Source organism: Nonomuraea sp. B12E4 (assembly GCF_039871825.1).
In the GTDB taxonomy this organism is placed as follows: Bacteria; Actinomycetota; Actinomycetes; order Streptosporangiales; family Streptosporangiaceae; genus Nonomuraea.
Genome location: NZ_JBDPME010000005.1, coordinates 48,886 through 64,559 on the forward strand (window position 1 = coordinate 48,886; position 15,674 = coordinate 64,559).

The following is a 15,674-nucleotide window of genomic DNA, read 5'->3' on the forward strand; positions in this document are numbered from 1 at the left end:
GACGAAGGAGGCCGGGGTGCGTTCCGGAGACCGGCTCGTGATCGGCACCGTACGGCGCGGCGGCCCCTGGCCGGTCGTGCTGGCGGTCACCGCGGTCGCGGGCGCGGCCGGTGAGCTGGCCATCCCGTACCTCGTCGGCAGTACCCTGGACCTCATCGTCGCGAGCCGCCCCGGCGCAGGCACCTGGCTGCTCGTCTGCGTCGCCGTCGTCGCGGGCGTCATGCTGTGCGAGAGTCTCGGCGTCTGGGCGAGCGGCGCGAGCAGCGCCCACGCGGCCGCCAGGCTGCGGCTCGGCGTCCTGCGGCACGTGCTCGGCGCCGGCCACGCGGCCACCCGGCGCTTCCCCGAAGGCGAGCTCGTCACCAGGGCCGGGCTCAACGCCGAGGAGACCGGCCGGGCACCCGAGACCGTGATGAGCGCGCTCGCGCTGCTGGTGCCGACGGCCGGCGCGCTGGTGGCGCTCACCCTCATCTCGCCCTGGCTGACGCTGACACTCGGCCTGGGCATCGTCGTCATCCTGCTCGCACTGCGCGCCTTCCTGCGCGCCTCGACCGTGATCGCGGGCGGCTACCAGGAGGTCCAGGGCGAGATCGCGGCCCGGCTCGTGGACGCCCTGGACGGCGCCCGGACCATCGCCGCCGCCGGCACCGCCGCCCAGGAGACACGCCGGGTGCTGGAGCCGCTGCCGAGGCTGCGGGCGCGCGGCATGGAGCTGTGGCGCGCCAACGCGGCCGCCGCCGTGCAGTCCGGGCTGGTCGTGCCGCTGCTGGAGGTCGCCGTGCTGATCGCGGGCGGATTCATGCTCGCCGCCGGGGACCTCACGATCGGCGAGCTGTACGCCGCCGCCCGCTACGCCGTGCTCGGCACGGCGCTCAGCACGTCCCTCGGCCACCTCGGCGGCCTGGCCAGGGCCCGCGCCGCCGCCACCCGGGTGGCGGAGGTCCTCGCCCTGCCCGCCGTCCCGCACGGCACCCGCACCCTTCCGGCCGGGCCGGGGAGCGTCGAGTTCCGCGACGTGACGGCGGGCGGCCTGACCGTCGGCGACCTGACCATCCCGGGCGGCTCGGTGACCGCCGTGGTGGGGCGGTCCGGGTCAGGCAAGTCGCTGCTGGCCGCCCTGGCGGGCCGGCTGACCGACCCCGAGCGCGGGACCGTCCTGCTCGACGGGGTCCCGCTGCGGGAGCTGTCGCGCGCCGAGCTGCGCCGCGCCATCGGGTACGCCTTCGAACGCCCGGTGCTGATCGGCGAGACCCTCGGCGAGGCCATCGCCCGGAACCCCGCCCCGGCCACGGCTCCGGACACGCCGGGCACGGCTTCGGACACGCCGGGCACGGCTTCGGAGGTGGTGGCGCGGTCCGTGGTGGAGGCCGCCAGGGCCGCGTGCGCGGACACCTTCATCCGGCGCTCGCCCCTCGGTTACGGCACCCCGTTGCGGGAGGCCCCCATGTCGGGCGGCGAGCGGCAGCGGATCGGGCTGGCCAGGGCGTTCGCGCAGGGCGAGCGACTGCTGGTGCTGGACGACGCCACCTCCAGCCTCGACACCGTCACGGAGCGCCAGGTCAGCCGGGCACTCACCGCCGACCGCCTCGGCCGCACCCGGCTGATCGCGGCCCACCGGCTGGCCACCGCCGCCCGCGCCGACCAGGTGGTCTGGCTGGAGGACGGCAGGGTACGCGCCCGCGGCCCGCACCACGTCCTGTGGCAGGACCCGGACTACCGGGCCGTCTTCCAGGGGACGGCGCCATGAGGCCGCCCCGCCGGACGACGCCTCCCGGAACACCGGATCGGCGTGCCGGGGGCGTGGAGCGGCGGGAGGCCGGGTTCTGGCGGGCGTTGCGGCGGGAGCCGAGGCAGCTCGTCAGGATCATGCTCTGGTCCGTCCTGGAGGCGGGCCCCGCGTTCCTGATCGGGCACGCGGTCGCCCGGGCCATCGAGGACGGGTTCGCCCGGGCCGAGCCGCTGGTCGGGCTGGCGTGGCTGGCGGCGCTCGGCGTGACGTGGACGGCCGCCGCCGTGGCCGCGCGCCAGGTCGTGCTGGGCGTGGCGGCGGTGGCGGAGCCGTTCAGGGACGACCTGCTGGCTCACGTCGTCGAGGGCGCCCTGCGCCAGGAGGCCCGCGGCGACAGCGCCGCCGTGGCCCGGGCCGGGCTGCAGGTCGAGATAGCCAGGGACGCCTTCGCGGCCGTGGTCACCACCGTGCGCGGGTTCGTGTTCACGGTGGCCAGCGTGGCGCTGGGGCTGCTGACGCTGGCCCCGCAGGCGCTCGTGCTGGTGCTGCCGCCGTTCGTCGCCGGGCTGGCGCTGTTCCTGGCGTCGCTGCCCGCCCTGGCGCGGCGGCAGCGGGCGTTCCTGCTCGCCGACGAGAGCCTGACCGAGGCGATGACGGACATGGCGGGCGGGCTGCGCGACATCGAGGCGTGCGGCCTGCAGGAGAGCGTGGCGGGCCGGTTGCGGCGGCAGGCCGGGGCGCAGGCGGGGGCCGCCCGCGCACTCGCCCGGGTGACCGCCGTGCGCACCGCCGCGCTGGCCGTGGGCGGCTGGCTGCCGGTCGTGCTGCTGCTGGCCGGGGCCCCGTGGCTGCTGAGCGGCGGTGCCGGGGCGGGCGTGATCGTGGGCGCGCTCGCGTACGTCACCCAGTCCCTGGCCCCCGCGCTCGGCGGCCTGGTGCAGGGCCTCGGGGTCAGTGGCGTGCGCCTCGCCGCCACCCTGCGGCGCATCGCCACCGCCGTCCCGCCCGCCGGGCCGCCCCGCGACAGGATCCGGCCGGCCACCTCCGACGTGCGGCTCGACGTCGTCACCTTCGCGTACGGACCGCACTCCGCCCCCGTCCTCGACCGCCTCGACCTCACCATCCCCGAGGGCGACCACCTGGCGATCGTGGGCCCGAGCGGCGCGGGCAAGTCCACGCTGGCCGCTCTCATCAGCGGCACGCTCCGCCCCGAGGGGGGTCGGGCCCTGGTCGGCGGCATCCCCGCCGACCAGGTCGACCCCGCCGCCCGGGTGCTGATCCCGCAGGAGGCCTACGTCTTCCGCGGCACCCTCCTGGAGAACCTCGCCTACCTCCGGCCCGCAGCGACGCCCGCGGAGCTGGCCGCCGCCGTCGCGGCCGTCGGCGCCACCGGGCTGGTGGCCGAACTCGGCGGGTACGAGGCCCCGCTCGACCCGGCGGCCCTGTCGGCCGGGCAGCGGCAGCTCATCGCGCTCGTCCGCGCCCACCTCGCCCCCGCCCCGCTGATCATCCTGGACGAGGCCACCTGCCACCTGGACCCGGCCGCCGAGGCACGGGCCGAGGACGCCTTCGCGCGGCGCGGCGGCACGCTCATCGTGGTGGCTCACCGCCTCACCTCCGCCCTGCGCGCCCGCCGCATCCTGCTCATGGACGGCGCCCGGGTCACCGTCGGAACCCATGACGAGCTTGTCAGGACCTCGCCCCTGTACGCGGACCTGGCCGGCCACTGGCACCCGGAGCCCGTGTCATGAAATTTCCCCACAGCTACCCGCCCGCCGAACGCCTCCCCCTCACCGACCGCGTCCACGGGCACGAGATCCCCGACCCGTACCGCTGGCTGGAGGACCCCGCCGACCCCCGCACCGGTGACTGGCTGGCCGCGCAGGACCGGTTGTGGCACGACAGCGCCGCCCGGCTGCCGCTGCGCACGCGGTTCCTGGCCAGGCTCGCGGAGCTCGGCGACACCGGCCTGGTCACCCCGCCCGTGTGGCGCGGCGAGCGGCGGTTCCACCTGCGCCAGCACGCCTCCCAGGAACACCCCGTCCTCTACTGCGACGACCGCCCCGTGCTGGACCCGATGGCCCTCGACCCCACCGGGCTCACCACGCTGGACGACTGGCAGCCCGACCAGGAGGGCCGCCGCCTGGCGTACCAGATCTCCCGCAGCGGGGACGAGAAGGCCTCCCTCCACGTGCGCGACCTCGACAGCGGCGTCGTCATCGACGGCCCCATCGAGGGCTGCCGGTACTCGGCGGTCGCCTGGCTGCCGGGTGGCGAGGCGTTCTACTACGTGCGCTTCCACGACGGCGTGTACCTGCACCGGATCGGCGGCCCGGACGTCCCCGTGTTCACCCGGGGCGCGGTCTCGTACGGGGTGCAGATCAGCGCCGGCGGCCGCTGGCTGACGATCTCCGCGGGCACGGCGTCGGGCAACTCGCTCTGGCTGGCCGACCTGTCCGGCCGCGACCCGGCCCGGCCGGAGCTCCGGCCCGTGCAGGAGGGGTCGCACGCCCGCACGGCGGGCGCGGTGGCCGGCGACGGCCGCCTCTACCTGCTCACGGACCGCGACGCCCCGCGGCGCCGGCTCTGCGTCGCCGACCCCGCCGAGCCCACCGCCTGGCGGGAGCTGATTCCGCAGGATCCGCAGGCGGTGCTGGGCACGTTCACGCTGCTCGACGGCGACCTGCTGCTCGTCTCCAGGACCCGGCACGCGGTCGGCGAGATCGCCGTGCACCACGCCCGTACGGGGGAGTGGCTGGCCGACGTGCCGCTGCCCGGCAGCGGCTCGGTCGCCTCGCTCACCTCGCGACCGGAGGGCGGCGGCGAGGCGTGGTTCGCCTACACCGACGCCGTCACCCCCGCCGAGATCTGGCGCTACGACGCCCACACCCGCTCCACCAGCCGCTGGTCGGCCCCGCCCGGCCGGGCCTGGCTGCCCGAGGTGCGCAGCCACCACATCGAGTACGCCTCCGCCGACGGCACCCTCGTCCGCATGGTCGTGGTCGCGCGCCCGTCGCGGGGCCGTCCCCGCCCGGCCATCCTCAGCGGGTACGGCGGTTTCGGCATCCCCCTCATGCCCGGCTACGCCGCCGACTCGCTGGCCTGGGTGGAGGCGGGCGGCGTGCTGGCCATCGCCAACCTCAGGGGCGGCGGCGAGGAGGGCGAGTCCTGGCACCGGGACGGCATGCTGGACCGCAAGCAGAACGTGTTCGACGACTTCGTGGCGGCGGCCGAGCGGCTGGTCGCCGACGGGTGGACGACCCCCCGGCAACTCGGCGTCTGGGGCGAGTCGAACGGCGGGCTGCTCGTCGGCGCGGCCGTCACCCAGCGGCCGGACCTGTTCGCGGCGGCGGTGTGCTCGGCGGGCCTGCTCGACATGGCCCGCTACCACCGCAGCGGCCTCGGCGCCACCTGGACCGGCGAGTACGGTGACCCCGACGACCCCGAGCAACTCGGCTGGCTGCTCGGCTACTCGCCGTACCACCACGTCAGGAGGGGCGCGGACTACCCGGCGACGCTGTTCACGGTCTCGGCGGCGGACACCCGGGTGAACCCCATGCACGCGCGCAAGATGTGCGCCGCGCTGCAGTGGGCGGCCGGGGGAGACCGGCCGGTGTTGCTCAGGAACGAGCCGGACGTGGGGCACGGCGCGCGCTCGGTCAGCCGGTCGGTCGGCCTGGCGGCCGACATACTGGCCTTCCTGGCCGCCCACACCGGCCTAAGCCCGCAGACCTGACCGGCGGGCCTCAGCCGGAGACCCCGAGGGCCAGGCCGTTCCCGATCGGCCCCGCGGACCTGACCCGTGAGCGTCAGAGGGCGACTCCGAAGACCGTGCGCTTGTTCCGGAACTCGCTGACGCTCCACAGCTTCCCGTCCTGCACGGTCAGGTCCTCGGGCCCGATCGGGAACGGCCTGGTCCGTGACTCCTCACCGGCGTGCACGATCAGCTTGCCGTTGGTGGTGTTGGACTCGCCCGCCTGGCTGAGGTACCAGGTGCCCGCGTGCGAGAGCGCCCCCTGGATCTTGGGGTGCCCCATCACGAAGGCGTCCTGGGGCTCGCCCCCGGCCAGGTCCAGGCCCCACCGGCCGACCCACCCGTCGGAATCGCCGGCCCGGTACTCGCCGGTGATCAGCAGGGGCGTGTCGCCGCTGCGGTCGAGCCCCACGAACGAGAAGCGCGGCCCCGCCGCCACCACCTGCCAGTGGTCGGTCTGCGGGATGATGTAGCGGTAGCCGAAGGCGTGGAACTTGCCGCCGTGCCGGCCGACCCGCTCGGGGTCGCCCAGGTCGTTCTGCGCGGTGCGCAGGTCGAGCAGGTTGCCGAGGTCGAAGACGCGCAGGCCGCGGACGGTGTCGGCGACGTAGAGCAGGTCGCCGAAGCAGGCGATGCCGCCGGCGTGGATGTCGATCGGCCCGTAGCCGCCGTCCGGGCCGGCCGCGACCAGCAGCGCATGGCGATATTTCAGCGTCTGCGGGCTGAGCAAGGAAAGCCTGATCCCCCGCTCACCGGCCTCCGGCTTGAAGTACCAGCTCACCATGAACACCGGCACCCCGATGGAGCCGGAGTCCGAGCCGCCGGTCAGCCCCTGCGGATACCAGTCGGCGGTGTCCTGGTCGCCGTCGTCGAACGCGTACCACTCGGCGGGGCGCGGCCGCATGGAGCCGATCGCGGCCGTGGCCCCCCTGCGTACGGCGGTCCTGTTGGCCTGCGCCAGCACCGCCTCCACGGCCGTGCCGCCGATCTCCTCGGCCAGCTTGGCCGCGCCTTCGGGCAGATCACCCGTCTCCCGCCGGAGCGCGAAACGGGCTTTATCTGTAGGTACCATCCCCGATGCCGCCACTTTCTCCTCGCTTTTCCGTCTCTTTACCTAGTTTGACGGATCGGTGACGGCTGAGGTTGGCGAAAGGTTCTGCCGATCACGGCCACAAATGCACGGGCGTGCCCGACAACGCCAGTTCGCGGTAGCGCCGCACCAGCCGCTCCCGGTCCCCGTCGAAGCGCGCCAGTGCCTCGCGCTGCCACGCCGACCCGGTCCGCCGCGTCCGGGTCCGCTGCGCGACCACCTCCAGCGCGCGGTCGGCGTCGCCGGGCGCCACGCCGGCGGCCAGCAGCCCGTCCCTCGCCTCGGGCAGCAGGCTCAGCACCAGCTCCGCGGCCATGAACTCGCCGTCCCGCCCCGGCCACGACAGCTTGGCGTCCAGCCCGTCCCTGGCCGCGCGGTAGAAGTTCTGGTACGCCTGGGCGAACCGGTAACCGGTCAGATCCCGCTCGGCCTGCGACATCGCCAGCCCGAGCAGGAAGGCCGTGTTAGCCGCCATGTCCGCGCACGAGGGCCCGGCGGGCAGCGCCCGCATCTCGACCCGCAGGTGCCCGCCGTCGGCCGGGTCGTAGACGGGCCGGTTCCACTGCCAGATCGTGCCCTGGTGCAGGCGTAGCTCGGGCACCTCGTGCGGCTCCGCGTCGTCCGTCAGGTTGGGCACCACGGGGTCGTAGTCCCGGACGTACCGCTCGAACAGCTCATAAGCCCCCTCCCGCACCCAGTCCGAGCCGAACGCGACCCGCCCTTCCCTGCGGTAGCGCCGCTCGACGTCCCGATCGTCGACGGCCTCCTCCATCAGCGCGATGCGCGTCTCCTCCCACAACCGCCGGCCCAGGAAGAACGGGGAGTTGCCGCACGCCGCCAGCACCGGCCCGATGGCGATCTGGGCGGCGTTGAACAGCCGGGCGAAACGCTCGGGCGGCGTGCGGATGTGCACCTGCCAGGAGGTGTTGGCGCTCTCCAGGATCACGTCCTCCACGGCCAGCTCCAGGTCCTCGATCTTGACCAGGAACGGTTCCAGCCGCAGCCGCCGGATGCCCCTGCTCATGGCCCGGTAACGGTTCTGGTCGCTCATCGCGCCCACCGTGAAGTCCTCGGCGTCGAGCGTCGGCAGGATGCCGATGGGCAGCGCGCCCCCGTCCTCGACCGCCGCGTCCACCATGGTGATCGCCTCCTGGACCTCGCCGCTCAGCACCTCGAAGGGCCGGCCCGCCAGCGGGACCGGGGTGAGGTTCACCTCGATGTTGAAGCGCCCCAGCTCCAGCACGACCCGCGGGTCGTCCAGGGTGTCGCGCACCTGGCTGTTGCGCGGCAGCGGCCGGCCCCGCCCGTCGATCAGGAACAGCTCCAGCTCCGCTCCGACCGTCGTGGCGCCCTGGCCGAAGCCGGGGGTGTCGAGCAGCTCGCGCAGCACGGTGAGCTGCTCCTGGATGCGCTCCCCGAAGCGGGCATACTCCGCTTCGGTAAATCGCTCCTTATCCAGATCTCTTCCCATGCCCCCCTTCTGTCCGAATTGCTAGGTTCGACACCTCACCAGCGAACGACGCCGGAATCCTGTAGGCAGGCCCCGCTGGGGCCGTCCGCGCCCAGGTTCGCCAGCCGTACGGCGATGGCCGCGCCCTCCTGCGCGGTACGGAACCCGGAGTGCCCGTTGAGGTCGGTGGCGCAGTAGCCGGGGTTGGCGGCGTTCACCTTGATCGGGGTGTCCTTCAGCTCGTTGGCATAGCAGACGGTGACCATGTTGAGCGCGGTCTTGGAGGAGTTGTAGGCGATGAAGTTCGCGTCCGCGAAGGGGCTGTCCGGGGCCGTCGCCATGGCCAGCGAGCCCAGCTCGCTCGACATGTTCACGATCCGGCCGGCCGGCGACCTGCGCAGCAGCGGCAGCATGGCGTTGGTCACGGTGACGACGCCGAACACGTTCGTCTCGTAGACCTGCCTGAGCTCCGCGACCGGGGTGGCGCTGGGCACGGCCCGCGCGAGGTCGCCGGAGATCCCGGCGTTGTTGACCAGGATGTCGAGCGTGCCGTACGCGCGCTCGATCCACTTCGCGGCGGCGGCCACGCTGTCCTCGTCGGTCACGTCGATCCGCGCGTACGGCTGGCCCAGCCGCTCGGCGGCGGCCCGCCCGCGCTCCTCGTCGCGCGCCCCCACGATCGATGTGACGCCCTGCCCGGCCAGCAGCCGCGCGATCTCGTAGCCGATTCCCTTGTTGGCCCCTGTGACGAGGGCGATCTTTGTCATGTCTCGACGTTCGCGCTGGTGGTGGGGGTGCGGGAGAGACGTGCGAAGGCTGGGATCGGCGGTACCACCCACGCTCCGCCCGCCATGGCCGAGTATGGAGGCATGAACCGCGACGAGCTGGCCGATTTCCTGCGCAACAGGCGCGCCCGCGTGACCCCGACGGAAGTGGGGCTGCCGAGCGGTGAGCGTCGCCGCACGCCGGGCCTGCGCAGGCAGGAGGTCGCGCAGCTCGCGGGCATGTCGATCGACTACTACATCCGGCTGGAGCAGGGCCGCGGCCCGCACCCGTCCAGGCAGGTGCTCAACGCGCTGTCCCGGGCGCTCATGATGACCCAGGACGAGCGCGCCCACCTGTTCGACCTGGCGGGCCAGGCGCTGGAGGCGCCCAGGATCAGGGAGGACGTGCCGGACAGCCTGCTGCACCTGCTGGCGTTCCTGGAGGACGTGCCCGCCTACGTCCTCGACGCCAGGTGCGACATCCGCGCCTGGAACCCGATGGCCAACCTCCTCATGCACGACCTCGACAGCCAGTCGCCCGACCAGCGCAACGTCATCCGCTGGGTCTTCAAGTCGCCCGACATCGCCGAGTACCTGGAGGACGAGGAGAAGAGCCGCTTCGCCCGCGCCTCGGTCGCCGACCTGCGCGTGGCGCTGGGCCGCTACCCGGACGACGCGCCGCTGCAGGCGCTGGTCGCCGAGATGCTCGCGCTCAGCCCGGAGTTCGCCGAGCTGTGGGCCCGGCACGAGGTCGAGGTCCGCAGGGAGCAGCGCAAGTGCGTGCACCATCCGCGGGTGGGCGTGATCGAGGCGATCTGCCAGGTCATGCCGGTGCCCGACCGGGACGACCTCCGCCTCGTCCTCTACACGACCGAACCCGGTTCTCCCTCGCACCAGGCCTTGCGCGAGCTGCGGCAATTGACCATAAGCTCATGAGATGCGAGCGGTAGCGTTTGACATTTTCGGTGGCGAGCTCGACGTGCGTGAGCTGCCCGATCCCACCCCCGCCCGGCACGGCGCGGTGATCAGGGTCGAGGCGACGGGGCTGTGCCGTTCCGACTGGCACGGCTGGCAGGGGCACGATCCCGACATCGCGGTCCTGCCGCACGTTCCCGGGCACGAGCTGGCAGGCGTGGTGGAGTCGGTCGGCTCCGACGTGCGCGGCTGGCTGCCCGGCGCGCGGGTGACCGTCCCGTTCATCTGCGCCTGCGGCTCCTGCCCGTCCTGCGCCAGCGGCGACCAGCAGGTGTGCGAGCGGCAGACCCAGCCGGGCTTCACGCACTGGGGCTCGTTCGCCGAGTACGTGGCCGTCCACCACGCCGACGTCAACCTCATCGCGGTCCCCGAGGACATGGCCTACGCCACGGCGGCCGGGCTCGGCTGCCGGTTCGCGACCGCGTTCCGGGCCGTGTCGCAGGTGGGCGAGGTACGCCCCGGCGAGTGGGTGGCGGTGCACGGCTGCGGCGGCGTGGGCCTGTCGGCGGTGATGATCGCCACGGCGGCCGGTGCCAGGGTGGTGGCGGTGGACATCAGCAGCGACGCGCTGGCCCTGGCCGAGCTGGCGGGGGCCACGCACTTCGTCAACGGCTCGGCCGGTGACGCCGCGGCCCAGGTCAGGGAGCTGACCAGGGGCGGCGCGCACGTGTCGATCGACGCGCTGGGCAATCCCGCGACCTGTGCCGCCAGCATCGAGAGCCTGCGCCGGCGCGGCCGCCACGTGCAGGTGGGGCTCCTGCCCGGCGGGCCCACGCCGGTGCCGATGGACCGGGTGATCAGCCAGGAGCTGCGGCTGCTCGGTAGCCACGGCATGGCCGCGCACGCCTATCCGCCGATGCTGGAGATGATCAGGGCCGGGATCCTGCACCCCGACCAGCTCGTCACCCGCACGATCGGGCTGGCCGACGCCGGCAAGGCGCTGGCGTCGATCGGGTCGGTGCCGGGGGTCACGATGATCACTCCTCGATCGCCACTCGGAGGGTCCTGAGCACCAGCGCCAGCATGCCGTAGTGGGCCACGAGCATGACCAGCTCGATCCTGCGTGCCTCGTCGTAGCGGTCGCAGAGCGCCCGCCAGGTGGCGTCGGTGAGGTCTCCCGCGTAGTGGAGGTCGTCGGCCACCTGGAGCACTAACTGGTCCTCGACGGACCACAGGGCGTCCAGTTGGCGTACCGACTCGACCTCCTGGGCGGTCAGGCCGGCCGCCAGGGCCGCGCGGCTGTGGTGGGCCCACTCATAGGCGCTGTCAGCGTGGTACGCGGTGCGCAGGATGGCCAGCTCCCGGTCGCGTGCCGGGAGCCTGCCGTTGAGCAGCGCGCCGCCGAACCGCAACCAGCCCTGGTAGAGCTCGGGATGACGGGCCAGCGTGGCGAACACGTTGTAGGGGTTGGTCTTCGTGAAATCGTCCCACTCATCGGGGGGAAGGGGGCGCACTCGGGGATCCATGGTCGTGAACATTCCCAAAATCGAGCGATCGCTTGTTAGCGTGGCAAGGCACGGGGAAATGATTGACCGTCAAACAGAAGGACTTTGCACGATCAGGTCAATGGGCCAGGATTGAGGGGCCCCCAGCCGTTGCAAGCCTGTCGACCACAAGGACCGCCTGGTGATTCGAACGTTGCTCGCTGAGGACATGCACTTGGTACGGGGAGCGCTCGTGGCGCTACTGGCCTACGAGGAGGACATCGAGGTCGTGGCCGAGGTCGAGAGAGGCGACCGTATCCTGGCCGCGGCGAATGCCAGCCGTCCCGACGTCGCCGTGATCGACATCGCGTTACCCGGCAAGGATGGGCTCGCCGCCGCCAAGGAGCTGCACGACAAGCTCCCCGAGTGCGGGGTGCTCATCCTCACCGGCGTCGGCACGCCCGGGTTGCTCAAGCGGGCGCTCGACGCGCACGTCAAGGGCTTCATGGCCAAGGACGCGCCGCCGGGGCGGCTGGCCGACGGGATCCGCCGGGTGGCCGAGGGAGAGCGGGTCATCGACTCGGAGCTGGCCATCGCCGCGATGCGCCCGTCGGAGACGCCGCTGACCCAGCGTGAGCTGGACGTGATCGGGGCCGCGGCGGGCGGGGCCTCCATCGGGGAGATCGCCGCCTCTCTCTACCTCGCCGAGGGAACCGTACGGAACTACCTGTGCCGGACCACGGCCAAGCTCGGGGCGCGCAGCCGGATCGATGCCATCCGCATCGCCAGGGAGTCCGGCTGGATCTGATCCCGTGCCGCCGGGCCGCCCGGCTCCGGACGCCCCGGGCGGCCCGGCACGGGCGGGCCGTCACTCCTCCAGGTGCGCGAGCAGGGCCTGGCGGTAGTGGCGGTCGAAGTCGTCGTACCTGGCCCGCAGCGCGGCGCCGGGCCAGCCGGCCGGCAGCAGCTCCGCGGGGAGCAGCGGGTCGGCCAGCAGGTGGCGCAGCACGGCGGCCGACACCAGGAAGCCCCTGGCCAGGCCCTCCGCGTCATCGAGCGCCCGCCGCAGCCGCCGGGCCTCGGCCGCCCAGCCGTCGAGGTCCCACAGCAGGGGAGTGGGGTCGCCGTGCGGGCGGCCGTCGATGAGCGTGCACTGGCCGGTGACGATCCCCGGCCACGCCCGCACCAGGTTGGCCGGGCGCATCCAGGTGCCCTCGCGCAGCTCGGCCAGGCGCAGCGCGGTCATGGCGTGCCTGAGCGCGGCCCGGTCGGCGGGCGCGCGCCGCTCGGCGGTCACGACGGCCACCTCCCACGTGCCGTCCCAGGGCCTGGTGTGCGGGTCGCGGCTCTCGTCCTGCCGGGCCTGGCGCTCGATCAGCCGCTCCGACAGCGTGTAGTGGCCGTCCGACAGCACCAGGTCGCCCGCGGCCACCATGCGCGACAGGGCCACCCGGACCGTGCCCTCGGCGATGCCGAACACCCCGCCGAGACGCACCAGGTGACGGGCCGGGAGGCGAGGCGGATGGATGCCCAGCAACGCGCTCAGCACGGCCGATCGGGCACTGAGGTTATTACGCTCTTCCATCGCATGTCGAGTATATGTAACACTCGCGAGTATGGGGCGCTATCTCGTCGAACCCTTCGACCACAGTGACCGTTACGCCACCGAGCACTACCAGGGCGCGACCGGGCGCAACTGGTGGCGCTGCGACCCGGCGTTGCGGCTGCTCATGCGGCGTCACCTCGGCGCCGGCCACACCTGGGCCGAGCCGCGCCTGGACCGGCTCGGCGCGCTGATGGGCGGGCTGGTCGCCGAGTGCGCCGAGGAGACCGACCGCAACCCGCCGCGGCTGGAGAAGTACGACAAGTGGGGCAGGGACGTCAGCGAAGTCGTCATGCCGCCGTCGTTCCAGGCCGCCCGGCGGGCGCTCATGGCGGACAACTTCACCGCGCCCACCTTCGCGGAGGAGGCCCGCGCCAACGGGGCGGACCCCGCCGCGCTCGCCGCCGCCTGGATGTACCTGCTCGACCAGGCCGACATCGGGATGGGGTGCGCGCTCGGCACGGGCGGGGACATGGTGGTGTCCCTGGCGGAGAAGTACGCGCCGCCGGACGTACGCGATCGGGTGCGGGAGATCTTCGCCAATGGCTACTACTCCGGCGAGGCCGCTCAGATGTTCACCGAGCGGACCGGCGGCTCCGACCTGGCGGCGCTCGAGGCCGCGGCGGCGCCCGATGGGGAGGCGTGGTCGCTGTCCGGGTTCAAGTGGTTCGCCTCCAACGCGAACGGCTCGGCGTTCGTGGTGCTGGCCCGGCTGCCGGAGGGCGCGGTGGCGCCGTTCCTGGTGCTGTGGGAGCGGCGGGACGGTACGCGCAACGGGGTGCGGATCAGGCGGCTCAAGGACAAGCTCGGCACGCGGTCGGTCGCCTCGGCCGAGGTCGAGTTCGCCGCGGCGGAGGCGTTCCTGCTGGCCGGCCAGGGGTCGGGGTCCGGGCTCGGGACGATGATGAAGCTCACCAACGCCTCCCGGCTGGGCGTGGCCATGATGGGCGTCGGCGTGGCCCGGCGGGCGCTGGTGGAGTCGGTCTGCTACGCGCGGGCACGCGAGGCGTTCGGCCGGCCGCTCATCGAACAGCCGCTGATGCGCCGCAAGCTGAGCGAGCTGATCGTCGAGGTCGAGGCCGCTCAGGCGATGGTGTTCGACGGTATGGTGGGGCCCCGGCTGCGGCTCGCCCCCGCGCTGACCAAGCTGCGTGCGGCCCGGCTCGGCGTCACGGCGGCCAGCGACGCGATCGAGGTGCACGGCGGCAACGGCTACATCGAGCAGTGGCCGGTGGCCCGGCTGCTGCGGGACGCCCAGGTCAACCCGATCTGGGAGGGCGGCGACAACATCCTCTGCCTCGACGTGCGCCGGGCCATGGTGCGCGAGAGCGCCCACGAGCCCTTCCTGGAGCGCCTGGCGGCCGCCGTGTCCGAGGCGCCCGCCAGCGACTCCGCGACCGCCGGCCTCGTCCGGACCCGGATCGAGGACCTCCGCAAGGCGATCACCGCCTGGTCCGGGCTGAGCGCCGACGTCGCCGAGGCCCGCCTGTATCCGCTGGCCCAGCTCATGGCCGACATCTACGCGGCGGCCCTGCTGGTGGAGCAGGCGGGCTGGGAGGAGCGCGCCGGCGCCGGTGACCGCAAGGCCCTGGTGGCCCGCCTGTACTGCGAGTCTCATCTCGCCGACCAGGGACCGCTCCGCTGCCTCGACCGCCCGGCCGAGGACCTGGAACGCTTCGACGACCTCCTCGCCGGAGCGATCGAGCTCTGACCCGTGTCGCGGTTTTCGAACGCCGTCAGCCCATCGGCAACAGGAACCCGTACGGACGCGCCACCTGCAAACCACTGGCCCGCTCGGGCGGGGCGGTGGGGTTGTGAGGGGGTGTGCGATCGGGTCTCGGAGCGCGGGGGCGTGAGAGGTGAGCGGTGCGGGATCGGGTCTCGGAGCGCGGGGGCGTGAGAGGTGAGCGGTGCGGGATCGGGTCTCGGAGGGCGCTGTCAGCTCGGTGGGTTGAACAGGTCTTCGAGGGCCGGGACAGTGGCCGCGCGGGTGAGCCAGGCATGGAGCTGGGTGAGATCCGTGCAGGTGGTGATCCGCGTGCGGGTGTCGTCGGGGACGTCGAAGCCGCGAGCGGCCAGCACGAGCAGCACCGACCCGGCCGCTTCCTCGGCCTTCCCCTCGGCCTTCCCCTCGGCCTTCCCCTCAGCCTTCCCTTCCGTTTTTCCTTCCGCTTTGCCCTCTTCGCGTCCGCGACCGAAGTGTTCGCGAGCGAAGGGGCTGTAGACCGGCCAGTCGGTGGACGTCATGATCTCCTCCATGATGCGCCGGATATCTGGCGCGGCCATGCTGTATGCGTATTCAGTGTACTGCGTAGCGTGTTCGGCGGGCGCGTACGGCAGCGCCTCGTTGAACGCCTCGACGACCTTGCGGTTGCGGCCGTGCACCATGACGGACATGACCGCGAATGCCAGGTCGGCGGCGGCGTCCTGCGGGTCGGTGATGGCCGGGATGTCGTCCGGACCCAGCACGTGGGCCTGCGGCCGATAGCCGGTCAGCCCGGTCTCGATCGGTGGTGAGTAGTAGTTGGCGGCCGCACGATCGGGGCAGACGACCAGGACTGTGACGTCGCATCGGGTCAGCAACCAGAGCGCCGCGGCGTAGCGGGCGAGCTGGCGGGGCTCCTTGGACTGGTCGTTCTGGACCTCGACGATGATCGCGTGCGCCAGGTCCTTCGGCGGCCCCATGGAGATGACCACGTCGGCCTCGAAGTCGTCGGAGGGCCGGGTGTTGAAGGTGTTCTTCTCCAAGTGGAGAAGCGGAGTGGCGGGCAGTTGCACGCCCATGCGGTCGCGCAGGATGTCCACGGCCAGTTGGGGGCGGTCCTGGAACATCTTTACGAGGGCGTCGTGCGGGGGAGACGGCATGGCGCTCATTGTAATCATGC

13 protein-coding genes are annotated in these 15,674 nt (G+C 73.1%); 7 read left to right on the plus strand and 6 right to left on the minus strand.

The features are described from left to right. The first annotated feature begins 16 nt into the window (after positions 1–16). The 3 genes from ABGB18_RS13915 to ABGB18_RS13925 are packed head-to-tail and all read left to right on the plus strand — an operon-like array spanning position 17 to position 5,465. Positions 17–1,747 (plus strand): ABC transporter ATP-binding protein, encoded by a 1,731-nt coding sequence (locus tag ABGB18_RS13915; RefSeq protein WP_347695886.1) that lies wholly within the window; start codon positions 17–19, stop codon positions 1,745–1,747. Beyond that, the gene (locus ABGB18_RS13920) at positions 1,744–3,480 is read left to right on the plus strand and encodes an ABC transporter ATP-binding protein (protein WP_347695887.1); all 1,737 of its coding nucleotides are present in this window, start codon (positions 1,744–1,746) and stop codon (positions 3,478–3,480) included. The genes ABGB18_RS13915 and ABGB18_RS13920 overlap by 4 nt, the downstream gene beginning before the upstream one ends. Continuing rightward, positions 3,477–5,465: a prolyl oligopeptidase family serine peptidase gene (locus ABGB18_RS13925; protein ID WP_347695888.1), complete on the plus strand. Its 1,989-nt coding sequence runs from the start codon at positions 3,477–3,479 to the stop codon at positions 5,463–5,465. Before ABGB18_RS13920 ends, ABGB18_RS13925 begins: the two co-directional genes overlap by 4 nt. 73 nt (positions 5,466–5,538) lie before the next feature. Here the strand turns inward: ABGB18_RS13925 and ABGB18_RS13930 are convergent, their stop codons facing one another. From ABGB18_RS13930 to ABGB18_RS13940, 3 genes are all read right to left on the minus strand, one after another. Next, positions 5,539–6,555: a hypothetical protein gene (locus tag ABGB18_RS13930; RefSeq protein WP_347695889.1), complete on the minus strand. Its 1,017-nt coding sequence runs from the start codon at positions 6,553–6,555 to the stop codon at positions 5,539–5,541. A gap of 91 nt (positions 6,556–6,646) precedes the next feature. Then, positions 6,647–8,044, minus strand: a complete 1,398-nt coding sequence (locus tag ABGB18_RS13935; protein WP_347695890.1) for a glutamate--cysteine ligase — start codon at positions 8,042–8,044, stop codon at positions 6,647–6,649. 35 nt (positions 8,045–8,079) lie between these two features. Further along, entirely contained in the window at positions 8,080–8,790 is a 711-nt protein-coding gene (locus tag ABGB18_RS13940; protein ID WP_347695891.1) for an SDR family oxidoreductase, read from the minus strand. A gap of 102 nt (positions 8,791–8,892) precedes the next feature. Between ABGB18_RS13940 and ABGB18_RS13945 the strand changes: the two genes are divergently transcribed. After that, entirely contained in the window at positions 8,893–9,723 is an 831-nt protein-coding gene (locus ABGB18_RS13945) for a helix-turn-helix transcriptional regulator (protein ID WP_347695892.1), read from the plus strand. 1 nt (position 9,724) lies between these two features. Continuing rightward, positions 9,725–10,771 (plus strand): zinc-dependent alcohol dehydrogenase family protein, encoded by a 1,047-nt coding sequence (locus ABGB18_RS13950; protein WP_347695893.1) that lies wholly within the window; start codon positions 9,725–9,727, stop codon positions 10,769–10,771. On the opposite strand, the gene ABGB18_RS13955 is transcribed toward ABGB18_RS13950, so the two are convergent. Then, positions 10,740–11,216: a carboxymuconolactone decarboxylase family protein gene (locus tag ABGB18_RS13955; RefSeq protein WP_347695894.1), complete on the minus strand. Its 477-nt coding sequence runs from the start codon at positions 11,214–11,216 to the stop codon at positions 10,740–10,742. The two genes, ABGB18_RS13950 and ABGB18_RS13955, sit on opposite strands and share 32 nt — an antisense overlap. 172 nt (positions 11,217–11,388) lie before the next feature. Between ABGB18_RS13955 and ABGB18_RS13960 the strand changes: the two genes are divergently transcribed. Next, the gene (locus ABGB18_RS13960; RefSeq protein WP_347695895.1) at positions 11,389–11,994 is read left to right on the plus strand and encodes a response regulator transcription factor; all 606 of its coding nucleotides are present in this window, start codon (positions 11,389–11,391) and stop codon (positions 11,992–11,994) included. Between the two features lie 60 nt (positions 11,995–12,054). Here the strand turns inward: ABGB18_RS13960 and ABGB18_RS13965 are convergent, their stop codons facing one another. Beyond that, positions 12,055–12,771 carry a PaaX family transcriptional regulator C-terminal domain-containing protein gene (locus ABGB18_RS13965; RefSeq protein ID WP_347695896.1) on the minus strand — a complete coding sequence of 239 codons (717 nt, stop codon included), beginning with the start codon at positions 12,769–12,771 and terminating at the stop codon, positions 12,055–12,057. Between the two features lie 31 nt (positions 12,772–12,802). Here ABGB18_RS13965 and ABGB18_RS13970 point away from each other — a divergent pair, with 31 nt between their 5' ends. Then, entirely contained in the window at positions 12,803–14,500 is a 1,698-nt protein-coding gene (locus tag ABGB18_RS13970; RefSeq protein ID WP_347695897.1) for an acyl-CoA dehydrogenase family protein, read from the plus strand. 227 nt (positions 14,501–14,727) lie between these two features. Here the strand turns inward: ABGB18_RS13970 and ABGB18_RS13975 are convergent, their stop codons facing one another. After that, on the minus strand, positions 14,728–15,654 hold the full coding sequence (locus ABGB18_RS13975) for a hypothetical protein (RefSeq protein WP_347695898.1): 927 nt from the start codon (positions 15,652–15,654) through the stop codon (positions 14,728–14,730). Positions 15,655–15,674: the final 20 nt, after the last annotated feature.

Coding starts and splice junctions, on each gene's coding strand:
- ABGB18_RS13935 (WP_347695890.1), bottom strand. CDS start 8,044: ATGGGAAGAGATCTGGATAAGGAGCGATTTACCGAAGCGGAGTATGCC.
- ABGB18_RS13940 (WP_347695891.1), bottom strand. CDS start 8,790: ATGACAAAGATCGCCCTCGTCACAGGGGCCAACAAGGGAATCGGCTAC.
- ABGB18_RS13930 (WP_347695889.1), bottom strand. CDS start 6,555: ATGGTACCTACAGATAAAGCCCGTTTCGCGCTCCGGCGGGAGACGGGT.
- ABGB18_RS13925 (WP_347695888.1), top strand. CDS start 3,477: ATGAAATTTCCCCACAGCTACCCGCCCGCCGAACGCCTCCCCCTCACC.
- ABGB18_RS13945 (WP_347695892.1), top strand. CDS start 8,893: ATGAACCGCGACGAGCTGGCCGATTTCCTGCGCAACAGGCGCGCCCGC.
- ABGB18_RS13965 (WP_347695896.1), bottom strand. CDS start 12,771: ATGGAAGAGCGTAATAACCTCAGTGCCCGATCGGCCGTGCTGAGCGCG.
- ABGB18_RS13970 (WP_347695897.1), top strand. CDS start 12,803: ATGGGGCGCTATCTCGTCGAACCCTTCGACCACAGTGACCGTTACGCC.
- ABGB18_RS13975 (WP_347695898.1), bottom strand. CDS start 15,654: ATGCCGTCTCCCCCGCACGACGCCCTCGTAAAGATGTTCCAGGACCGC.
- ABGB18_RS13950 (WP_347695893.1), top strand. CDS start 9,725: ATGCGAGCGGTAGCGTTTGACATTTTCGGTGGCGAGCTCGACGTGCGT.
- ABGB18_RS13920 (WP_347695887.1), top strand. CDS start 1,744: ATGAGGCCGCCCCGCCGGACGACGCCTCCCGGAACACCGGATCGGCGT.